The organism is Erwinia sp. ErVv1 (genome assembly GCF_900068895.1).
Taxonomy (GTDB): Bacteria; Pseudomonadota; Gammaproteobacteria; order Enterobacterales; family Enterobacteriaceae; genus Erwinia.
This window is the reverse complement of record NZ_CDPK01000002.1, coordinates 480130-499767: the sequence shown is the minus strand read 5'-3', so window position 1 is coordinate 499767 and position 19638 is coordinate 480130. Positions and strand designations below refer to the sequence as shown.

Below are 19638 nucleotides of genomic sequence, written 5' to 3'. Positions count from 1 at the left end.
CGCGGCCAGGAAACGGCTTTTGCGCAACGGCATTGGACAGAATAAGTGAATCATTCCGGCCCGGTCTTTTTTCATCCTGATTGAAAAGTATAGATAATTTTTGCCGAAGTTCACGTGGCTCAGAAAAAAAGGTTACCGGGAACAATACCTGGCGATCGTGAAATCCTGTTCTATGCTTAGTGGCAACACCGCCCGAAATTAACAGGAGCAAATTATGACGAGCAAGAATGGCCTCCCGGCATCACTGAACCAAACCAACAGCGATGCTTATCCCGTCCCGCCTTTCGAGCGACAGAAGCAGCCGTTTCCTGGTCTGGCGAGCAAAATGAATCCCCGTCCCGATCACGGCGAAACCTCCTACAAAGGTAGTGGACGCCTGGCCGGCCGCAAAGCGCTTATTACCGGGGGTGATTCTGGTATTGGCCGCGCCGTCGCCATTGCTTATGCTCGCGAAGGCGCCGACGTAGTGATCAACTACCTGCCTGAAGAAGAGGAAGATGCGCAGGAAGTGATCAAGTTAATTAAGGAAGCAGGCCGCAAAGCGGTTGCTATCCCTGGCGACATTCGTGAAGAAAGCTTTTGTCAGAATCTGGTAAAGCAAGCCGCTGAACAGCTGGGTGGACTGGATATTCTGGTCAACAACGCTGGCCGTCAGCAGTACCATGAATCCATTAAAGACCTCTCGACTGAGGACTTTGACGCCACCTTTAAAACCAACGTTTATGCCATGTTCTGGATAACAAAAGCTGCGCTGGATCATCTGCCACGCGGCGCAACTATCGTTAATACCACCTCGGTACAGGCTTACCAGCCAAGCGATATTCTGCTGGATTATTCGCAGACGAAAGCCGCCATCGTTGCCTTTACCAAATCACTGGCAAAACAGCTGGGGCCGCAGGGAATTCGCGTTAACGCGGTCGCCCCCGGACCCTACTGGACCGCGCTACAGTGCTGTGGCGGACAGCCGCAGGAGAAAGTTGAGCAATTTGGTGCCACCGCGCCGCTGGGCCGCCCAGGCCAGCCGGCTGAAATCGCGCCGCTGTACGTCACGCTCGCCTCCCAGGAGAGCACCTACACCTCTGGTCAGGTTTGGTGTTCTGACGGCGGTACCGGTACGCTGTAACAGACCAGGATGCCGTCTTAGCGGCCTCCTGATGCAGTAAAAAAAGGCCAGAGAGAATGCGTTCTCTCTGGCCTTTATGCAGGGTGCGAAACCCTGGCCTGCTTAAGTCAACCGGTCGCGTGCTGCCAGGCGGGGTGAGGCAGGGTATTCATGTCAGCAACCATGCTCCGGAGTTTATCAGGGAGAGGATTCCATACAGATCGGAACAGAGAAAATACCTGTTTTGTTTCGGTATGACGCGGGACTAATGTATGAGTATATCCGCCCTCGTATTTTAAGATAAATACAGTTTTCTTTTACTTCAACTGAAGCGTTTTTATCGTCAGTTATAAGAAAAGGCTTCTTATTATCTCCTTTTACGCTTTCCTGAAAATCCGCATCACTTCTACTCGCATCAAAAACATAATACCGATAAGAGAAATTGGTAGTGGCTCCAGTGCTCGCTTCCGTGATATAAAGATTAGCTAAATTATTAACCCTTACCTTCTTTATTATGGACTGTTCAAGTGGTGAAAATTTTATTATCTGATATGTTCCAGTCACGATCAGTGCGATTAAAGCAATCAGAAAATAGCTTTTTTTAAAAACCTGAGCGTATCGCATAATCTATCCCCGCTCTAATCCACCCCTGGTCATCAGGATCATCACCAAAAGGGCTATCGCCATACCAAATGCCATATTCCTTCTCACTCGTCCCAGCCCTGCCTTGCGCCCATCCCGCGGCTCTGAATAATACTTCTTTTCCGATCCCAGCAGCCGTTCCTACAGCTCCGTAATTGAAGTTTCCGAAATTAGCGTAGTGTTTTCCAGACCGTTTTTTATAATCCCATGGACCGTTATTACGCACCTGAGAGTAAAAGCAGGCATAGGTCAAAGCAGATGGCCCTTTGTGGAATCTGGCAATCATCATGTTGTTGAGTACAGACACACCTGGTGGTGCGAAAGACGAGACATCATAAGGTGGATGAGATGTTACTGCTAAGGTTGGATAGCGCATAGTTACGCTCTCTCATTCCAGCAATCTGAGAACAACAAGTTGCCAACACAATGTTTCCAGGTAATTCTCTCATAACGCAACTCGACACACTCCAGGTGATTATGTTTTTCTTTTGCTGGATCTTTGGTGTCGTGCATTATGGGTGACATTCCAACAATTTTAACACCTTCCAACAGCATGTTAAAATATTCAACCTCCTGGCCGGCATCATTGATATTATACCATCTAATTTCAGCTGACATGAGTGTCTGACCGGTTGCAACGGCTTTGTACAAATAAGGGGAAGATGAATCAAATTCTTTTTGAAGGATTACTGAAGAATGTTTTCTGGTTCCGGTCACTTTCCCTGTCATAGCATCTGTTGGTAAACTGAGATTATGCGAAAATCCGTTTATTTCGATGCTACCTTCTCTTTCCTTCACGTCAACGGAACCTCTGATATCAGCTCCGCCGTCATCTTTCAACCACATATATGCTGGTATTGCCATTCTATTAATTTCCTTTTAATAAAAGTGTAATTTATTCCATAAGCGCTTTTGGTCTTCCGCCGTTTTTCACTCTGGCCCGCGCAGCCTGAAGTCCGGCCTGGGTTCTTTCCCGTGTCAAATTACGCTCAAATTCAGCCAGTGCCCCAAAAAGATGAAATGTCAGCATACCGGATCTGGAGGTGATATCAATGGATCCCCTAAGGCTTTTAAGCCGATATTATTCGACTCCAGCAACTTGACCATTTCAATCAGGTCATTTTGCGAACGAATCAGACGATTCACTCGCAAGATAACCTGGTATCTCAGGGACGGGTAAATTGTAATATAGCCTGAAATGATTTCACCCGCATAGGGTTAAAATGGATCGTTATGTGCGCCCTTATCGAAGCGGGCTGTCAGCCTGAGAATGCAGCATGTATGCTAGTCTGTACTGAATCTGACCTGAGATAAAGGTAGCCCGACCATGAAAAAGATAGGCTTTTTGTCATTCGGCCACTGGACGCCCTCGGCGCAGTCGGCAACGCGTTCAGCAGCGGATGCGCTGCTCCAGTCCATCGACCTTGCCGTGGCCGCCGAAGAGCTGGGCGCGGACGGGGCTTATTTCCGCGTGCATCACTTTGCCCGCCAGCTTAGCGCGCCATTCCCGCTACTTGCGGCGGTGGCGGCCAGGACGAAGCGTATCGAGATTGGCACCGGCGTTATTGATATGCGCTACGAAAACCCGCTCTATATGGCGGAAGATGCGGGCGTGGCTGACCTGATCAGCGGAGGCCGGTTGCAGCTGGGGCTGAGCCGCGGTTCGCCGGAACAGGTTGTCGACGGCTGGCGTTATTTCGGTTTTGAGCCGCAGCAGGGTGAAAACGACGCGCAGATGGGCCGCAGGCACACCGAGGAGCTGCTGGAGGTGCTGCGTGGAGAGGGCTTTGCCAAACCCAATCCGCAGCCGATGTTTCCTAATCCGCCCGGATTACTGCGCCCGGAACCCTGGTCCGACGGGCTGCGCGAACGTATCTGGTGGGGATCCGGCTCCGATGCTACCGCCGTATGGGCCGCAAAGCTGGGGATGAATCTGCAAAGCTCCACGCTGAAAGATGATGAAACCGGTGAGCCGTTCCATATTCAGCAGGCCAGGCAGATCCGCGCTTACCGGGCAGCGTGGAAAGAGGCGGGTCATCAACGCGAGCCGCGGGTGTCGGTCAGCCGCAGTATTTTTGCCCTGATAAACAGCACCGATCGCGCCTATTTTGGATCCAGCCGGGAAGGCGGCGATCAGATAGGCTATCTGGATGAGAAAACGCGGGCTATTTTTGGCCGTAGCTATGCAGCCGAGCCGGAAGCACTGATCGCCCAGCTGGCAAAGGATGAAGCGATTGCCGAGTCGGATACTCTGCTGTTGACTATCCCTAATCAGCTCGGCGTTGACTACTGTGCTCACGTGATGGAAGCCATCCTGACGCACGTCGCACCCGCGCTGGGCTGGCGCGAGTAAAAGAGCAGGGCGCCATCTGTTTCTCGCCCAGCCGGGTTCGCAAGGAGCAGGGCGCCGGTCAGTTTCCCACCTTGCCGTGTTCGGTCTGTTCCGAGGTGGAGAAGCCGGTGGTGCCCTGAGCATGCTCACCGGCACCGGACACCCTTTGTAACTGGATCGTATGCCCTTTTTCCCAAGCATCGGCTCCAGTGACGATGGGATGAGCCTGAATATCACTGCGCTGCTGGCGGATCTTCCGGGTATCCGTATCGAAGCGACGATCCCTGTCGGCAAGCAGTTTAGGATCCAGCTGCCCGTCGGCGGTAAAGCCCATCATCAGGGACGGAATGCCAAGCGGCAGCGTTTTGTCCCGATCGGTATGCCAGGTGTGCCAGGTTTTGCCGTAGGTATTTACCAGCTTTTTCATCAGTGAATTTTCAGCCGCCTCGGGCAGGCCGGGTGCAATCAGACTGCCGGATTTGACCTCGTAGCGATGGCTGTGCCACAGCTTTTTCTCCTCGGGCGGCAGGCCCGCAAAGAGTTTTTCGCTGATAATGTATTCCACGCCCATCAAATGGGCATCACGCGTATTCCCGTCGTAGATAACCGCCTGCATCACATCGTCATTGAGCACGGTGACGTAATGATGCGCTTCCATCTGACCATTTTTGTCGCCGTTATAAAAATGAAAGCCGTCAAGGTAAGCATTGATCGCGTCAACGGGCGGGCGGGACTGCATCAACGCTGCGCCTTTATCCAGCACCTCCAGCTTAGTGGATTCTGGGTTTCCTGGCGCGTGAACCTTAGGCGGCGTATTGCCCCCGCCGCAGCCGGTCAGTATCAGCAGCGAACTAAACAGGGCAGCGCAGGATAACGTGGCAGGTTTTCTCAGGGGCAGACCAATTGTCACGCGTGTTGGTGCGGAAAGGGGGATAATGTTATTAAGATCGGGCATCGTAATTCCTCTTACAGGCGTACCGCCGCTAAATTTGCTGTAAGTGTAACGGCGGTGAGGAATTGTGCGCCCGCAAGAGGGGATTTATGTGCGTCCGGTCATATTAGGGGTTTGAGGCCCAACCGTACGTTTTCGTACGGTTGGGCCTCAAACCCCGATAAACAGGCACATGTGGTATCCAACCAGCACGGAAAAGATGCTGGCTCTGCCCCGTCTCACGTGAACGCATCACGTACCTGATAAAGTGAGTTTCAAGGCAGTGGCTGCGGAGATGTGTGATTGATGGTCTGGCACATTCTCCCACAAAATCAGAATAAAAAAACCAACGGTCTGACGCTGGTCGCTACGCTCCTGGTTGTGGTTATACCCACATCGGGAGCATTAGGTATACTATCGCCCAAACCATCCCTCATCATTGTTTACTCGCCACTCCTGATTACCTATACTTTCGTTGTGGACTTTATAACAACATAAGGATAAAGAAAAAATGGCTATCCCCGCTTACCTATGGCTTAAAGACGATGGTGGGGCACACATCAAGGGGTCTGTAGATGTTCAAGACCGTGATGGCAGCATTGAGATTAACGGCTTTTCTCATAACCTGAGTATTCCAACTGACGGAATGACAGGGAAAATAACTGGAACCCGCAAGCACTCAGCCGTAATACTCCAAAAGGAGTTTGATAGCTCCAGCCCTTACCTTTACAAAGCCGTAGCTACTGGTCAAACCCTCAAATCAGCCGAATTCAAATGGTATCGCATTAATGACGCTGGTCAGGAAGTTGAATACTTCAACATGCTGCTTGAAGGTGTGAAAATTGTCGGAGTTTCACCGGTGATGCACGACACTAAAGACCCCGCTAAAGAAAAGCATAACCACCTTGAGTGTGTAGAGCTTCGCTATGAAAAAATCACTTGGAAATACTGCGATGGTAACGTTCAATTCACCGATGCATGGAATGAGAGAGCGCAAGCGTGAGATACCCAACATTAGCGGCATCACCTCACCCGCCGTATGATGTGTCCTCTTTTGCTCCCCCAGGCGTGAATATCGTCAATAACATGATGATGGCACGTTTTCACCGTGGCCCGTCAGCCCTCACCTACATCTGGTTTTATTATCAGGTAAGAAATCACGGGCCGTGGGATTACAAACAACGCGATAGGAAGTACGCAGCCTTTGGAAACTTCAACTACGGCGCTGTTGGGGCAGCAGCGGGTATCCCTGATCAGATTCTGCTTCGTGGTGCAGGTGCTGCGCAAACTCTTGCAGGTACAAGCCGCCCTGAGTTTGCTGATTATCAGGGCCCTAACTCTTATGGTGATGATCCAGAAGATCAGACATGGATAAGGGCAGGTTTAGATTATGCGAAACGTTCGGGTTTTTAAGTGGGCCGTGGTGATTTTTGCCATCGTTGCTTTATACAGTGCGTGGAAAGTACTTAATTCCCCTATAGACCAGACCATTTACAAAGTTGAGAAAGTTAACTCACAGATCACGCTATACGTCACAGAGGGAAGCGCCGGTGCTACGACAGGTTTTGTGTACCAATATTATTTGGTCCCTTCAGCAGTCACCAGAAACAATTTCCTAAAAGGTTTAGGCGATAAATACTGGGCCTTTTTATCAACGTCTGACGGAAGTGCGAAGATTGATATAAGTGACCTGGCTATTCACCTAACCGTTAAAGGGGATGTATACAGCTTCAATAACGGGGCGACTTACTTAACTACGATATATCTGAATGCATCACCATTCTAAGAGTAAATCCAGCATGAAAGCTGGATTTTGGGGTCTGAAGCCAATGGAACGAAAAAATACGTTAATGAAGTACTGTCTGATATATCGCAATATAATAGACACAAAGAATTGTACGTTTTCGTACGGTTGGGCTTCAGACCCCTATTAACTGAATATCGCTGTCACAGTACCATCGCAATAAAGGCGTCAATATCATCTATTGCCTGCTGACGTGCAGCGGCAGAAGGTGCCACCACCAGCTTATCGGAGTAGCCGTTAAGCAGTGCCGCCAGCTGGCGCGTGATGCGCTGGCTGTCCGTCACCCTGAACGCGCCGCTCGCTTCGCCGGTGATGATAATTTCGGTCAGAAACTGCTTCCACTGATGCATCAGCTGGTCGGCCAACGCGGCCCATGCCGCGTTATGCGCCGCCAGCTGCCACAGGGAAACATAGAGCTGCCAGACTGCATCCTGTCCCTCGGGAAGATAGTTATCCACCAGCGCTTTGAGCTTCTCTCCCGGCGGCAGGTGCGCAATGCGGGCTTTAACCTCCTCCAGCTCGGACAGCATAAAATGCGTCAGCGCCTCAATACAGAGCGCCTGCCAGTCGCGGAAGTAGTGATAGATATGACTGCGCGAGATACCCAGATGTTCCGTCAACTCGCGCGTTGTTACTTTCTCAACGCCCCTGACGATAAACAGTTCGATTGCCCCATCAAGGATTTTGCCTCTGAGCGTGTCAGCCATCTCTTTCATCTTTGTTCCTTTATAAGGCGGCCCTGGGTCAGCCGAAGTAAAAAGCGTTCAGTATATTACCCCGGCAAAGAACTGTTTATAACAAAATCCCAAGTGGCTTTTCCAGCCTTTAGCTTTTCGCCCCGACCTGCTGCCGGATTTCAGGCTGTCTTAACATGTATCTCAACGCAACCAGACTACAGGCAACCAGAACTGTCGCGCCGACCAGCACCAGTCTGAATGCGCGATCGAAAGCTTCTCTTGCCAGCTCGGTCAGTATAGTGGCGTAGGGCTGACTCATTTCCCTGGCGATCAGCAGCGCTTCATCCAGGCTGTCATAGGCCTTCACGCCGTTAACTAACCCTTCCGGCAGGACAAGGATAGTGCTGTAGGCCGCCGTCATCAGGCCGCCCAGCAGGGTAACCCCCAGTACGCCACCCAGCTCCCACGAGACATCCTCTATGGCGGCGACCATCCCGGCTTTTTCCTCTGGTGTATTGAGCATGATCGCCGTTGAGGCCGCGGTCACCGGGCCGCCAAGGCCAAATCCGAGGATAAACAGTGCAATCATCTGATATAACAGGCCGTTTTCAAAACTTAGCGCCAGGCAAATAATCCCCAGTGCGGTCAGACACAGGCCACCCAGAATGATCCGCCGTTCACCGAGGCGCGGTAGCAGCATGCCAGCCAGCGTGGAGGAGAGCGCAGAAGCGATTGGAATAGGGAGAATGGTCAGCGCGGCCCTCAGCGGTGACAGATCCTGAACCAGCTGTAGCCGCTGGGTGAGTACCAGCTCGATACCGATCAGCACGATCATCGAGATAATGGCGACGGCGACTCCGGCGCTGAATCCCGCATTTTTGAACAGGGAGAAGTCGATCATAGGATGGGTTGAGCGCGTCTGGCGTCTGACAAACAGCCCCATAAACAGGATACCGGTTAACCCGCTTACCGCCACGGCCGCCATCGAGGCATCCATTTTGCTCAGCTCTTTCAGCGCATAAATGACGCCGACCAGCCCGATCATGATCATCAGCGATCCGATCACATCACAGGGGCGTTTTACATCACCCTCGATGCGGGGGATATAGAGCGCGGCGAATACGATGGCCACCAGCACCACCGGTACGTTAATCAGAAACACCGATCCCCACCAGAAATGCGCCAGCAATACGCCTCCGATTACCGGGCCAAGGGCGGCGGCGCCTGAAGCCACAGCGGACCAGATGCCGATGGCAAGCGCCCGTTCGCGCGGATTGGTAAAAACATGGCGTACGATGGAGAGTGTCGCAGGCATCATCATTGCTGCACCCACCGCCAGAAATACGCGGGAGGCAATCAGGATCTCTGCGCTGGGTGAATAAGCCGCACAGAGTGATGCAGTGGCAAAGACGGGCAGGCCGCTCATAAAGAGTGTTTTATGGCCAATGCGATCGCTGAGCATTCCTGCGCCCGGCAGCAGGCAGGCCACGACCAGCGGATAGGCATTCACAATCCACAGTTTTTGCGAAGCCGTGGCGTCCAGTGCCTGGGTAAGCCGCGGCAGTGCGGTATAAAGAACAGACATATCAATGACAATAAGGAAAAGGGTGCTGGTGATGATCGCCAGTATCAACCAGCGATTTTTGACGTACATGATTTTGCCTCAGATTGAAAGTATCCTGGTCCCGGCTCAGGGTAGTGCAGGCGGGTTTCCAGGTTCGATCGCTTCTTGCACCGCGCAGAAGGGCGGCGAAATAACGTTTGAGCAACCGCTCAAGCCGGAAAGTTACTTGAGCGGTTGCTCAAAGGCAAGGTGGATGAACCGGTTGTTTAGGTGGGATTGAGTTTGCAACAGGGGTAAGGCGCGTCTGTCAGGCGGCAGGAAGGCGTGATTTAAGGGAACCAGCTGTAACCCTTTGGTACGCGAGAGAAGCCCACCGCTCGCAGCGCCGGAACCAGCGGGGAGCCGCCGACCGGTTTGCCATCCACCCGTTCCAGGATAAATCTGAGCTGCCTGTCGCACTTAAGCGCCACGGCCAGCGCAGCAATGGCCGCGCGCTCATCGCTGTCCTTTTCGGGGGTAAAGGTCAGTAGCTCTTTTCCGCCCTGAACCAGACAGAGCAGAAGCCGTCCATGGCAGATAACGATCAGCGAACCACTGCGGCGCGTGGGGCGGACCCCCTGTAGCGATGTTGGCCATGGGAGCGTAGCCCCAAAAGGATTAGCGGGATCGATGGCCGATAACGCCACGGCGAGAAGCCGGTCCGGTCGCCTGTCCGCCACGGCCCGGAGTTTTTCGATCGTCGCATTATCGGCAAACTGGGCGCCGCCCAGCCCCTGAACAAAGCGACCCCGCAGCATGCGTCCGGCATCTTCAATGCCGCGCAGAACGGGTTGTAGGGCAGGGAAGCCGCCCGGCACCTGCTCGGATATCGCCGCCCCCCGGGCGATAACGCCATATCGATCCTGCATGTTCTCAACCCACGCCAGTACGCGCCGCGTTGGCGTTACGGTGTCACGAATCACCGCTGACCAGCGTCCGGTCAGACTGTTAATACCCGGCCCTGCGCGCGGTGAGGGCGCTTTTGCCGCCAGATGGGTATGTCCACGTCGGCTGCGTAGCACCCGATGGGCGCGTCCACGCTGGGTCGGCAAGGGGCTCGTTAGCGCACGCAGCGCAGCCCAGGTATCGGTGGTAATGTAGCCAGACCACACCAGCTGCCACATCGCCCCGGCAACCTCTTCCGGGTCGCTCTCTTCCAGCTGCGCCAGGATCTGACGCATAAAATACGCTCCGCCGTTAGCCAGTATCTTCATAATGGCCTGCTGAAGCGGCGTCTGGATCCCGGTTCCTTCTGCCGCTTCCACGGACAGGGGTAGCGTTTCGGCTGCAAATTCGCTGATATGCAGGGAAACCAGACCATCATGAGCGGCCACAGCCTGTTCTCCGGTCCAGACCACCTCGCCGGTGGCCAGCAGCTCATCCAGCATGGAAGGTTGATAGTCCCGCACGCGCGCGGGTAAAATCTGCGTCTCCCACTGAGAAGCAGGAAGTGCAACGCCTGCCAGCTGCTCAATGACGCGCGCAACGCCGTTGGTCCCGGTATAGACGCCTTCTGCGACACCTTCATGGTGTGGGACCCCCTCGCCGATCAGCCCCTGCCGCATTAGCAGCGACGTGACCCAGGCCTCCTGCGAAACCGGGCGCGTTGCTTCGCGGGCAGCCTGCAGGGAGCGCACACGCATTCGTCGAAACACCTCCTGAGCCACCCACTGTTCAGCGGTGGATGCATCTTCCGACAGGTTAAAGTTACCCTTTAGCACCTTTCCCTGTTCCCGCAGGCGTTCCAGCTCTGCCTCCGCTACCGCGACACCCAGGCCGAACCCTGAGGCAACGTCCTGGCTGCTGAACAGCGTATGGGTGCGCGCGTAGCGGCCAATCAGGTCCCGCAGCGGATGCGAAACCGGTTCCAGAAAGGCCGCAGGGACAGACGCAGGCAGCAGGGTGCCCAGTGCATCGCGCAGTCGGGCAGCATCCTCAACGGATGCCCAGCACGGCTTACCGGCTATCGTCACCTGAATGATACGCCGGGCATCTGCCAGTACCCGCAGGCACTCCGCTGCCGTCTGATCTTCTGCCTCAAAGCGCCGATTCATCTCCCCGGACGAGAGCGGACCCAGCTCGCGCAGCAGATCCGCCAGGCCTTCACTGCTGGCGACCCGGTACTCTGGCGTCAGTCGCTGTAGCTGCTGTTCAATGACAGAGACAACNCGGCAAACTGGATCTCGTTCTGCTGGATCCTCCCCATCACCCCGTGCAGCGCCGGAAGGTCGTAGACATCCTGCAGACATTCACGCGCGGTCTCAATCAGTACCGGAAAATCAGCATATTCACGCGCCACCTCGAGCAGCTGACCCGCGCGAAGACGCTGCTGCCAGAGCGGCGAACGTTTGCCGGGGTTGCGCCGTGGCAGCAGCAGCGCGCGGGAGGCGCACTCGCGAAAACGGGCGGCAAACAGAGCGGAGCTGCCGACTGCATCGGCAACGGTGCGCTGAAGCTGCTCCGGTTCAAACAGGAAAAGCTCAGCGCCTGGAACCCGGCCGGCCGTATCAGGAAAGCGGGCAATGATGCCATCATCGCTGGCGACCACCGAGCCTTCCAGCCTCAGATCCGTGCGGATGCGCTCGGCCACGGCCAGCCCCCACGGACTGTTAACCCGCTTTCCCCAGGGGGAGTGGAGAATTACCCGCCAGTCGCCGCTCTCATCGCGGCAGCGTTCAATCAATAGCGTCCGGTCAGTGGGAATCACCCCGGTGGCCTGATGCTGTTCATCGACCAGCGCAAGAATATTTTGCACCGCATAGCGATCCAGCCCGCTACGGGACAGCACCTTTTCGACCGCGCGCAGACCATGCTTAGCGGCCATCTGTTCTTCAATATACCGCAGGAAAGCCCCGGTCGATTCACCCAGCTCGGCGGATCGCCCCGGGCCTTCACCACGCCAGAAGGGCAAGCGGGCAGAACGGCCCGGGGCGGGGACCACTACCACCTGATCGTGAGTGATCTGCTGGATGCGCCAGGAGCTTGCCCCCAGCGTGATGATGTCATTAAGACGGGATTCATACACCATCTCCTCATCCAGCTCACCGACGCGGCGTGAACCCGCCTGCTCCTCACCTTCGGGTAAGACTACGCTAAACATGCCGCGATCCGGGATGGTGCCACCGCTGGTGACGGCCAGATGCTGCGCACCCGGCCGGGGAGTCAGCATACCGCTGTCGCGGTCCCAGACAATCCGCGGGCGAAACTGGGCGAACGCATCAGAAGGGTATTTCCCGGACAGCATATCCAGCGTGGCATCAAATGCGCCGCGCGGCAGCGTCTTAAAGGGATCCGCACGGCGTACGGTGCTGTACCAGTCATCAACGTGCAGGGGATCCATGGCCACGGCAGCAATAGTCTGCTGGGCCAGAATATCCAGCGGATTACGCGGTGGCGCGATTGCCTCCAGCTGACCGGAAAGCATGCAGTTAACTGTTACCGTCGCATCCACCAGATCGCGCCGGGTACGCGGGAAAATCACCCCGGATGAGATGCCGCCCACCTGGTGGCCAGCCCGACCCACGCGCTGGAGTGCGCTGGCGACGGAGGGCGGTGACCCTACCTGAATCACCAGGTCAACCAGCCCCATGTCAATGCCCAGTTCCAGGCTGGAGGTGGCTACCACGCAGCGGAGTTCTCCCGCTTTCAGGGCCGATTCAATCACCCTGCGCTGCTCTTTTGAAACCGAACCGTGGTGCGAACGGGCGATGACCGGCGCGGTTTCCTCTTCGCTCTGTGTGGTGCCGCCGCTGCGCGAGCCATACTGAAAGGCCTGAGTTGAGGCTTCAGGTGCCTGGCTGAGCCGCATGGCGTAGCGCTCATTAAGGCGGGCGGTGAGTTTTTCAGCCAGCCCCCGGGAGTTGGTAAAAACCAGCGTCGCGCGGCATGCCAGCACCCGGTCGAGAATGCTGGCTTCCACATGGGGCCATATCGAACCCGCCGCACCGCTCTCCTGCGCGCTGTCCGGGCGCGTCGGACGGCTGGAGATATCCGTCATATCTTCCACCGGCACGATAATTTTCATATTCAGCTGGCGGTCAGAGGCGGGATTCACGATGGTGGTCTGCTGCGAACCGCCGAGGAAGGCGGCGACGGGGCCAACCGGGCGCACCGTGGCGGAGAGGCCGATCCGCTGAGCGGGCGCCGGGAGCAGCGCGTCGAGTCTTTCCAGACTCAGGGCAAGCTGTGACCCCCGTTTACTGCCCGCCACGGCGTGGACCTCATCAAGGATGACGGTGGTGACGCCGCGCAGCGTCTCTCGCGCTTTCGACGTCAGCATTAAAAAAAGGGATTCCGGCGTGGTGATCAGGATATCCGGGGGCCGCCGCAGCAGTTTGCCTCGCTCCGCTGTGGAGGTATCACCGGATCGCAATCCTACGCTAATGCTGATTTCAGGGGCGCCCATTCTGCTGCGCTGCCCGGTGACGCCCTCGAGCGGAAGCCGCAGATTACGCTCGACGTCGGCAGCCAGGGCTTTAACCGGGGAGAGATAAAGGATACGCGTGGTCGTCCTGCCCGCCTTTTTACCTGCTTCTGTGGCTATCTGACGCTCTGCAAAAAGGGCATCTATGGCATAGAGAAAGGCGGCCAGCGTTTTGCCCGACCCGGTAGGGGCGATGACCAGGCAGCTACTACCCAAAGCAATAGCCTGCCAGGCGGCCCGCTGAACGGGCGTCGGGGCAGGGAAGGCGGAACGAAACCAGGCCTGAACGGGAGCGGAAAACCGATTCAGCGGATCTGTTTCAGATTGCGTATCCAGCTCAGGCATGACACTCCTCTAGCCCTGATGCAGCCATTTTTCATATTTTTCCGGCCAGGCTACCGTCGGCGTACCGGGTTTACCCATGCCGAAACCGTGACCCCCGCTGGAATAACGGTGCATCTCGACCGGCACATGCGCATGCTCGCAGGCCGCCGCCATAATCAGCGTATTATGCGGATCTGAAATGGGATCGTCCTCGGCCTGAACCAGAAAGACCGGCGGGGTTTGCCTGGTAACATAATTCTGCACCGACCAGGCCGCTTCTGCAGAGGCCGAAGCATCTGGCCCAACCATAATTTTATGCGTTGAGGTATGAGTATAGGGCTTTTCCAGGGTGATAACCGGGTAAATCAGCGCAATACGATCGGCATGGATAGGCGTGTTGTCCAGCGCATCACGCGCGGGGTAGGACGCAAAATCAGTGCGCGTCGCCGCCATCCCAAGCAAATGCCCCCCGGCGGAGAAGCCTAAAACGCTAACGTGTTTTTCATGCTGCCGGACAATCCTCAGCGCCCGCTGGGCATCCTGAAAGGCCACCACGCTTCCGTCTTTCCAGCCTTCGGCAGGCAGCCTGTAGGTCAGCACCCAGGCCGTATAGCCACGAGCGGTAAGCCACTTTGCGGCGGGCCAGGCTTCTGGGCCCATTTCGATTCTTTTATATCCGCCGCCGGCCGCAATCAGCACGGCCTTACCGTTCGGAACGGCAGGCGTGAAGCGGGTGAGCAGGGGACGGCTCACGTGGGTCAGGGCGCCTTTGCCTGACAGATCGGCGCTGCCGGCTGGGCCGCCACCCCCGGGCGGATTACCGTCCCACAAAGGAATTTCACTGTTTTGTCCTGACGGGCTGGCCTGTAAAATGCCCGCCCGGACGGCGACGAATGTAGCAGCAACACCGGTGAGAAAATGACGACGATTCATAGTTCACTCCTGGTCTTAGGGAATGCTATTTCACTACAGTAATCAGGACATAATGTGAAGTAAATGGTGCGGTATGTTACATCGTGCAAGCGGGCGTTGCGGGGGGCGGAATTCGCACTGGAAGGACAGAATGAGCAATGTAATGGCTGATATTGCATTAAATGTCATTAATATGTCATGAATTAATATAATACTAATAGAAACCTTTAGAAACACCTTGGTTTTTAATGACATTGTTAACCTGAAATACAGACCTCTGGAGCTTTTATGAATTATCAGTGCTGTTCCCCGCTTTATAAACGCACCTTAACCCCATTACTCTTATCAGCGTTAGCGCTGGCGGCCACATCATCTGTGACTGCAGCAGAAATACCGATGACGAAAGCCAAAAATGTCATCATAATGATTAATGATGGTGCAGGATGGGGCACATGGGATGCAACTGCATACTGGCAATATGGCAGTCGGGAAAAAACGCCTTATGCCGGATTTCCGATCAAGTATGCGATGACCACCTATCCGCTGAATCCCTCGAAGCAGGCAACTTTTACCGCGGATCCCTTAGTCAATTATGATCCACTCAAAGCATGGGAAATCACTCCGGATGAAGATAAGGACCTGCCCTTTAAAGGGTACAAATATTTAGCCACCAACCCCACGGATAGTGCTGCCGCAGGTACCGCTCTCGCCTCCGGGGTTAAAACCTATAATAATGCCATTAACTATGATAATAACGGCAAGCCCATAGAATTCGTTACGCTTATTGCTAAAGAGCAGGGCAAATCTACAGGTGTTGTCACCAGCGTTCCTTTCTCACATGCGACACCTGCGGCCTTTGCTGCACAGAGTGCATCGCGTAATGATTATCATGCGATCGCCCATCAAATGCTTACCTCCGGCAAGATTGATCTAATTATGGGAACGGGCCTGCCCGGGTTTAACGTCAATGGAACGGACTGTCAGCATCTGGCCGAGGGTGAATCAGCAGTGGGCTGCGGCAAAGATGCCCACACTTTTCTGGCTGAAGATGAGTGGCGGGCTTTGCAAACGAATAAAATTATTCCTTTCAATGCCCATCAACCGTGGAAGATAGTGCGGACTAAAGATGAGTTTGCCTCTCTGGCAGAGGGTTCCCTGAGTTATACCGGACCGCTGCTTGGCTCCCCTAATGTAGCCCCGAGCGGAACGCTCCAGCAGGGGCGTCAGGGCGCAATTACCGGCAAAGATACCGCAACGCCGTCAGGAGATGCCTTTATCCGCACGGTCCCGACATTGAAAACCATGAGCGAAGGCGCAATTAAACATCTCAGCCAGAACGATAAGGGCTTTTTTGTGATGATTGAGGGAGGAGCAACCGACTGGGCAGCACACACCAGTAATGCCTGTACGGGTAAGGGGGACTGGGGCAATTCTTACAATCCTAACTGCAGTGGCGTGGAGTACGGTCGTCTGATTGAAGAGACCGCAGATTTCAACAATGCTGTATCGGCGGTCATTGACTGGGTGGAAAAAAACAGCAGCTGGGAGGAAACACTGCTGGTTGTAACGACAGACCACGATAACGGGATGCCTATGGGACCTGATGCGCAAAAATCGGCCTTTCAGGCCGTCATCAATAAGGGCAAAGGCCATATGCCTGGTATCTCATTCCGTCCTACGGGAAACCATTCAAACTCGCTGGTTCCTTTATGGGCGAAAGGCGTCGGGGCCGAGGCGTTTAATGCCAGAGTACGAGGTACGGATGCAGGTTATGCAAGATATGTTGGACTGAATGATGGCAAGTTTATTGATAATACGGACGTTTACCAGGTTGTGAAAGCCGCGCTGGAAGGCAACGTGGTGGATAAAAACACCCCGTAAGATGTGTAAAAGTCGCTCCTGTAGAATTATCAGGGGCGACAATATCAATATCATCACCATTAGTAGAGGCGACAAATCTCAGGATTTCACGTAGCGTTACCTTGGTGCGCATAATGTATATTATGTTAAATTTAATATACTGATTCCGCTGATTCCGCTGATTCCGCTGATTCCGCTGATTCCGCTGATTCCGCTGATTCCTTAGCTCATGCTCTCACTTACCCAACTCGATGTTCCCTGCTATCAGCGCCGGTGGATTTTATAGAGGTGGCAACCTGTTTGAGTTTTCTCATCGTTTGGCCTTTCTCTATTCACCACGTTAGTGCGTTGATCCTCTCGTTATCTCACTATCCTTAAGCGGTATGCTTTTCACCTGCCCCTGAGAAAACTCAATTCCCGTCACCACGCTTCTTTGTGGCAATCCACCGGGCGCTTCAAGTATGTATTGTACGACGTACTGCCCCTTGTCTGTGAAGCGGTAAAAGTTGGGTGGAATGCATAACTTGCCGTTTTTAACCCTTAGATCAGGCGAATCCGTAACGGACAACTTTTGTGGGGGTGTTCCCCTGGGATTAATCGAGATCAGAGAAGGTTGGTAGTTTGCTGCGTTACTAACTATAAAACAGACATCTTCTCCAGTCTGACTCACCGTGGTGGTTTCGTCTGCTGTTAACCTGTCACCTGATCCTGGGCAACCAGTCAGAAAAAAAATCGATGCAATCAGTAAGATGGAGCAACGTTTACGCTTATAAATCATCATTATCTCCATGGGAAGTGACTCATTGTTTCCTTGTACTTTTGTTGAACTACAGCCTCGCTCTTATCACCATCCAATGTAATATCCCCTCTTCTCTTAAGTGTCGACCACACTGCATAGCCGTAGTGACTCAAAATAAAATGGTCTGCAATGACTTGGGCCTGTTGTTCCATTGGATAACGCCTCAAAGGTCGACCGTCGAGTTTATATCGGTAGCTGACTGCAAAGCTGACTAAGCCTCGCGCGATAACATTCATCCCTCTTTCGCGCTGCCATACATGGCTCATCTCATGAATAAAAAGATGCTGCGAGGGATAATCCGCTACGGAGAAATCACTGCTATACCAATTCCTGAAGTACAACTCCCCATTCGGGGTCATCTGAGACTTCCTTCCTTTTGCACATCCATGTATATCTCCTTTTATGTGTTCAACACCGATATAGGAATGACAGAGCGGTATTTAAGAAGTTCAATTAAGGGCTTCACGTCCTCAGTAGAGAGGGATCCGGTTTGATTATCCCGCCAACCTACTCTTTGGCCATTGGCGTCGCAATCTCATCAACTTTCGTTTCGCCCTGGATTTTTTCGATTCTGTTACGAACCCCGGTTACCTGATCGCGGTTATGCAGCAGGGTGTAAGTCAGGTCAAATGCGGTACTGGTGCCGGGCTGTAGCTGCTTCACGCGCTTCTGCTCACGCTCAATGGTCACCGGATAGGCATAGCTGGTGCCAGGCTCAATACCGGTCACGTAGCCCTGCTTCAGGGTATCGGTGTTTTTCCATAGCGTCAGGACGGGCAGCTGCCGGGTATCGAACTGGATGGCAGCGCCCTTATCCCCGGCTTTATTGATCACCGCCGCAACGGTCTGATGGTTTGCATCAGACAGCGGACTGATGTTGAAAACCATTTCATCGAAACCTTTGGTCGGACCCGCATAGGTCTGCCATGTTTTTAAACCCGCTTTGGCATAATCGTTAAAGGGGCTGATGCCGGATATCGGTGCCAGGAACCGCGCGCCTTCTTCCAGAATGGGCGTACTAAAGTTGCTGTGATAGATAATCTGATAATCGTGCGGATAGTCTGCATGGTTGGTTAAAACATCATGCAGGCTGAAGCTGTTGCTGCCGGGGACGTAGCGCAGCTCGGTAAGGGTCTGCAAATCCGCTTTTTTGAAGGTGCTTTCCTTGATCAGGCCGCGAATTCGAATTTCATGCGGAGCGGCATCCGCCACTTCCACTTCGAGCTGGGATACCGGCGTATTACCCGCTTTGCCGTGCAGGGTATAAATCTGACCGTCAGCGGTGACTGGATGGCCAGTCCATTCGTAGCCGCAGCGGACCATCATTTCGTTAAAACCTTCCAGCCAGCCCACGCCGTTGCGGCTTTCCAGATTGATAAATGCCGGGTTCACGACCTCTTTTACCGGCGAATCCCAGCCCATTCTTGAGCCGAAGCCCTCCACGCGCAGCAGGTTCATGCCCCGGGTCGGACTGAGGGTAATTGTCAGTCCCGACTGACTGTGAATGACAATGATTTTACTGCCTTCCTGTTTACCCCCGTGGAGCACCTTTTGTTCGATGCTGAACGCGCTGTCCTTAATCTTCAGCTCGCCGCTGGAAATCTTCCAGTTCCCTTGATCTACTGCCTGTTCAGCACTTGTCAGCACCCAGGTTTTAGCCACAGCCGGAGCAGAAATTATTACTGCCAGCACCGTCAACGCCGCTCTTTTGTTCATTTGTATCCTCTTTTGCTGAATCGTTTTTAGATTAGTTAAAGGAATTTACTGATAAGTAACAAATAGAAACGTGACTTTCCTCACCCGGCAGGAAAAGGCCGGTGAGGGGCTTCGGAAATGGGATGTGGATCACAAGCTGTCGGCAATAACGAAACTGTTACACTGGATTATGGTGATCTTGAGATGACAAGGCTTTAAACGATTCAGCTTAAACGTATAAAAAGCGAGCGCTGGAGGACCAGGCGCACTCAAGCCTGGCCCTGTCCCTTTTAGCGGGAATCAGGCTCGACCCACCGTGGATTTACGCTTCGTGCGGATCAAGCAGCGACAGGTGATCCAGAAAGCTCACCGCAAAGCTGCCGGTGCCGCGTGCGGATGATGCCCGCTCGCTGGCCTGGGCATAAACCGCATGGGCGGCCGCCACCGCCGTCAGCGGATCGGCCGGGGTTGAGAGGAAGGCAGCAATTAAGCCACCCAGACTGCAACCCGCTCCCGTGACCTGCGTCAGCCGGG

General features: G+C 54.2%; 15 protein-coding genes and 2 pseudogenes (1 of these 17 only partly in view). 5 read left to right on the top strand and 12 right to left on the bottom strand.

Annotated elements, in window-relative coordinates; translation table 11 throughout:
* The first annotated feature begins 214 nt into the window (after positions 1–214).
* A complete protein-coding gene (locus tag A1830_RS03735; protein ID WP_067701920.1) occupies positions 215–1123 on the top strand; it encodes an SDR family oxidoreductase in 909 nt (302 codons plus the stop codon).
* Positions 1124–1703: 580 nt separating this feature from the next.
* Here the strand turns inward: A1830_RS03735 and A1830_RS03725 are convergent.
* From A1830_RS03725 to A1830_RS21135, 3 genes and pseudogenes are all read right to left on the bottom strand, one after another.
* Complete coding sequence (locus A1830_RS03725) at positions 1704–2120, bottom strand: polymorphic toxin type 44 domain-containing protein (RefSeq protein WP_082804075.1); 417 nt, start codon at positions 2118–2120, stop codon at positions 1704–1706.
* 2 nt (positions 2121–2122) lie between these two features.
* Complete coding sequence (locus A1830_RS03720) at positions 2123–2608, bottom strand: Hcp family type VI secretion system effector (RefSeq protein ID WP_067701914.1); 486 nt, start codon at positions 2606–2608, stop codon at positions 2123–2125.
* Between the two features lie 40 nt (positions 2609–2648).
* Positions 2649–2958: pseudogene (locus A1830_RS21135) on the bottom strand (recombinase family protein); the annotation flags it as partial.
* A 113-nt stretch (positions 2959–3071) separates the two neighbouring features.
* Between A1830_RS21135 and A1830_RS03715 the strand changes: the two are divergent.
* Positions 3072–4097 carry an LLM class flavin-dependent oxidoreductase gene (locus A1830_RS03715; protein WP_067701911.1) on the top strand — a complete coding sequence of 342 codons (1026 nt, stop codon included), beginning with the start codon at positions 3072–3074 and terminating at the stop codon, positions 4095–4097.
* 58 nt (positions 4098–4155) lie between these two features.
* Here the strand turns inward: A1830_RS03715 and A1830_RS03710 are convergent, their stop codons facing one another.
* Positions 4156–5031, bottom strand: a complete 876-nt coding sequence (locus A1830_RS03710) for an OBAP family protein (protein ID WP_082804074.1) — start codon at positions 5029–5031, stop codon at positions 4156–4158.
* Between the two features lie 487 nt (positions 5032–5518).
* Between A1830_RS03710 and A1830_RS03705 the strand changes: the two genes are divergently transcribed.
* Both A1830_RS03705 and A1830_RS21130 read left to right on the top strand, forming a co-directional pair.
* Positions 5519–6010, top strand: a complete 492-nt coding sequence (locus A1830_RS03705) for an Hcp family type VI secretion system effector (RefSeq protein WP_067701908.1) — start codon at positions 5519–5521, stop codon at positions 6008–6010.
* Entirely contained in the window at positions 6007–6420 is a 414-nt protein-coding gene (locus A1830_RS21130; protein ID WP_082804073.1) for a polymorphic toxin type 44 domain-containing protein, read from the top strand. The genes A1830_RS03705 and A1830_RS21130 overlap by 4 nt, the downstream gene beginning before the upstream one ends.
* A 534-nt stretch (positions 6421–6954) precedes the next feature.
* Here A1830_RS21130 and A1830_RS03695 read toward each other — a convergent pair.
* From A1830_RS03695 to A1830_RS03675, 4 genes and pseudogenes are all read right to left on the bottom strand, one after another.
* Positions 6955–7527: a TetR/AcrR family transcriptional regulator gene (locus A1830_RS03695; protein ID WP_067701902.1), complete on the bottom strand. Its 573-nt coding sequence runs from the start codon at positions 7525–7527 to the stop codon at positions 6955–6957.
* A gap of 109 nt (positions 7528–7636) precedes the next feature.
* The gene (locus A1830_RS03690; RefSeq protein ID WP_067701899.1) at positions 7637–9142 is read right to left on the bottom strand and encodes an MFS transporter; all 1506 of its coding nucleotides are present in this window, start codon (positions 9140–9142) and stop codon (positions 7637–7639) included.
* A 239-nt stretch (positions 9143–9381) separates the two neighbouring features.
* A pseudogene (locus tag A1830_RS03680) lies at positions 9382–13859 on the bottom strand (DNA glycosylase AlkZ-like family protein).
* A gap of 9 nt (positions 13860–13868) precedes the next feature.
* Positions 13869–14771, bottom strand: a complete 903-nt coding sequence (locus A1830_RS03675) for an alpha/beta hydrolase (protein ID WP_067701893.1) — start codon at positions 14769–14771, stop codon at positions 13869–13871.
* Positions 14772–15038: 267 nt separating this feature from the next.
* Between A1830_RS03675 and A1830_RS03670 the strand changes: the two genes are divergently transcribed.
* On the top strand, positions 15039–16631 hold the full coding sequence (locus A1830_RS03670) for an alkaline phosphatase (RefSeq protein WP_067701890.1): 1593 nt from the start codon (positions 15039–15041) through the stop codon (positions 16629–16631).
* 319 nt (positions 16632–16950) lie between these two features.
* On the opposite strand, the gene A1830_RS23855 is transcribed toward A1830_RS03670, so the two are convergent.
* The 4 genes from A1830_RS23855 to A1830_RS03650 all read right to left on the bottom strand — a co-directional run.
* Positions 16951–17388, bottom strand: a complete 438-nt coding sequence (locus tag A1830_RS23855) for a putative T6SS immunity periplasmic lipoprotein (RefSeq protein WP_067702238.1) — start codon at positions 17386–17388, stop codon at positions 16951–16953.
* A gap of 2 nt (positions 17389–17390) precedes the next feature.
* Positions 17391–17768 (bottom strand): type VI secretion protein, encoded by a 378-nt coding sequence (locus A1830_RS03660; RefSeq protein WP_067701887.1) that lies wholly within the window; start codon positions 17766–17768, stop codon positions 17391–17393.
* A gap of 148 nt (positions 17769–17916) precedes the next feature.
* Positions 17917–19125, bottom strand: coding sequence for an aldose 1-epimerase family protein (locus A1830_RS03655; RefSeq protein ID WP_067701885.1), 1209 nt, complete (start codon positions 19123–19125; stop codon positions 17917–17919).
* A 301-nt stretch (positions 19126–19426) separates the two neighbouring features.
* A protein-coding gene (locus A1830_RS03650; protein WP_067702235.1) for a hydroxyethylthiazole kinase crosses the window boundary here: on the bottom strand, positions 19427–19638 show its end. 301 nt of this gene lie beyond the right edge of the window; the window shows 212 of its 513 coding nt (coding positions 302–513); its start codon lies off the right edge, out of view — the gene reads right to left on this strand; its stop codon occupies positions 19427–19429.

Coding starts and splice junctions, on each gene's coding strand:
- A1830_RS03670 (WP_067701890.1), top strand. CDS start 15,039: ATGAATTATCAGTGCTGTTCCCCGCTTTATAAACGCACCTTAACCCCA.
- A1830_RS03735 (WP_067701920.1), top strand. CDS start 215: ATGACGAGCAAGAATGGCCTCCCGGCATCACTGAACCAAACCAACAGC.
- A1830_RS23855 (WP_067702238.1), bottom strand. CDS start 17,388: ATGATTTATAAGCGTAAACGTTGCTCCATCTTACTGATTGCATCGATT.
- A1830_RS03660 (WP_067701887.1), bottom strand. CDS start 17,768: ATGACCCCGAATGGGGAGTTGTACTTCAGGAATTGGTATAGCAGTGAT.
- A1830_RS03715 (WP_067701911.1), top strand. CDS start 3,072: ATGAAAAAGATAGGCTTTTTGTCATTCGGCCACTGGACGCCCTCGGCG.
- A1830_RS03655 (WP_067701885.1), bottom strand. CDS start 19,125: ATGAACAAAAGAGCGGCGTTGACGGTGCTGGCAGTAATAATTTCTGCT.
- A1830_RS03675 (WP_067701893.1), bottom strand. CDS start 14,771: ATGAATCGTCGTCATTTTCTCACCGGTGTTGCTGCTACATTCGTCGCC.
- A1830_RS03690 (WP_067701899.1), bottom strand. CDS start 9,142: ATGTACGTCAAAAATCGCTGGTTGATACTGGCGATCATCACCAGCACC.
- A1830_RS03720 (WP_067701914.1), bottom strand. CDS start 2,608: ATGGCAATACCAGCATATATGTGGTTGAAAGATGACGGCGGAGCTGAT.
- A1830_RS03695 (WP_067701902.1), bottom strand. CDS start 7,527: ATGAAAGAGATGGCTGACACGCTCAGAGGCAAAATCCTTGATGGGGCA.
- A1830_RS03710 (WP_082804074.1), bottom strand. CDS start 5,031: ATGCCCGATCTTAATAACATTATCCCCCTTTCCGCACCAACACGCGTG.
- A1830_RS03705 (WP_067701908.1), top strand. CDS start 5,519: ATGGCTATCCCCGCTTACCTATGGCTTAAAGACGATGGTGGGGCACAC.
- A1830_RS03725 (WP_082804075.1), bottom strand. CDS start 2,120: ATGCGCTATCCAACCTTAGCAGTAACATCTCATCCACCTTATGATGTC.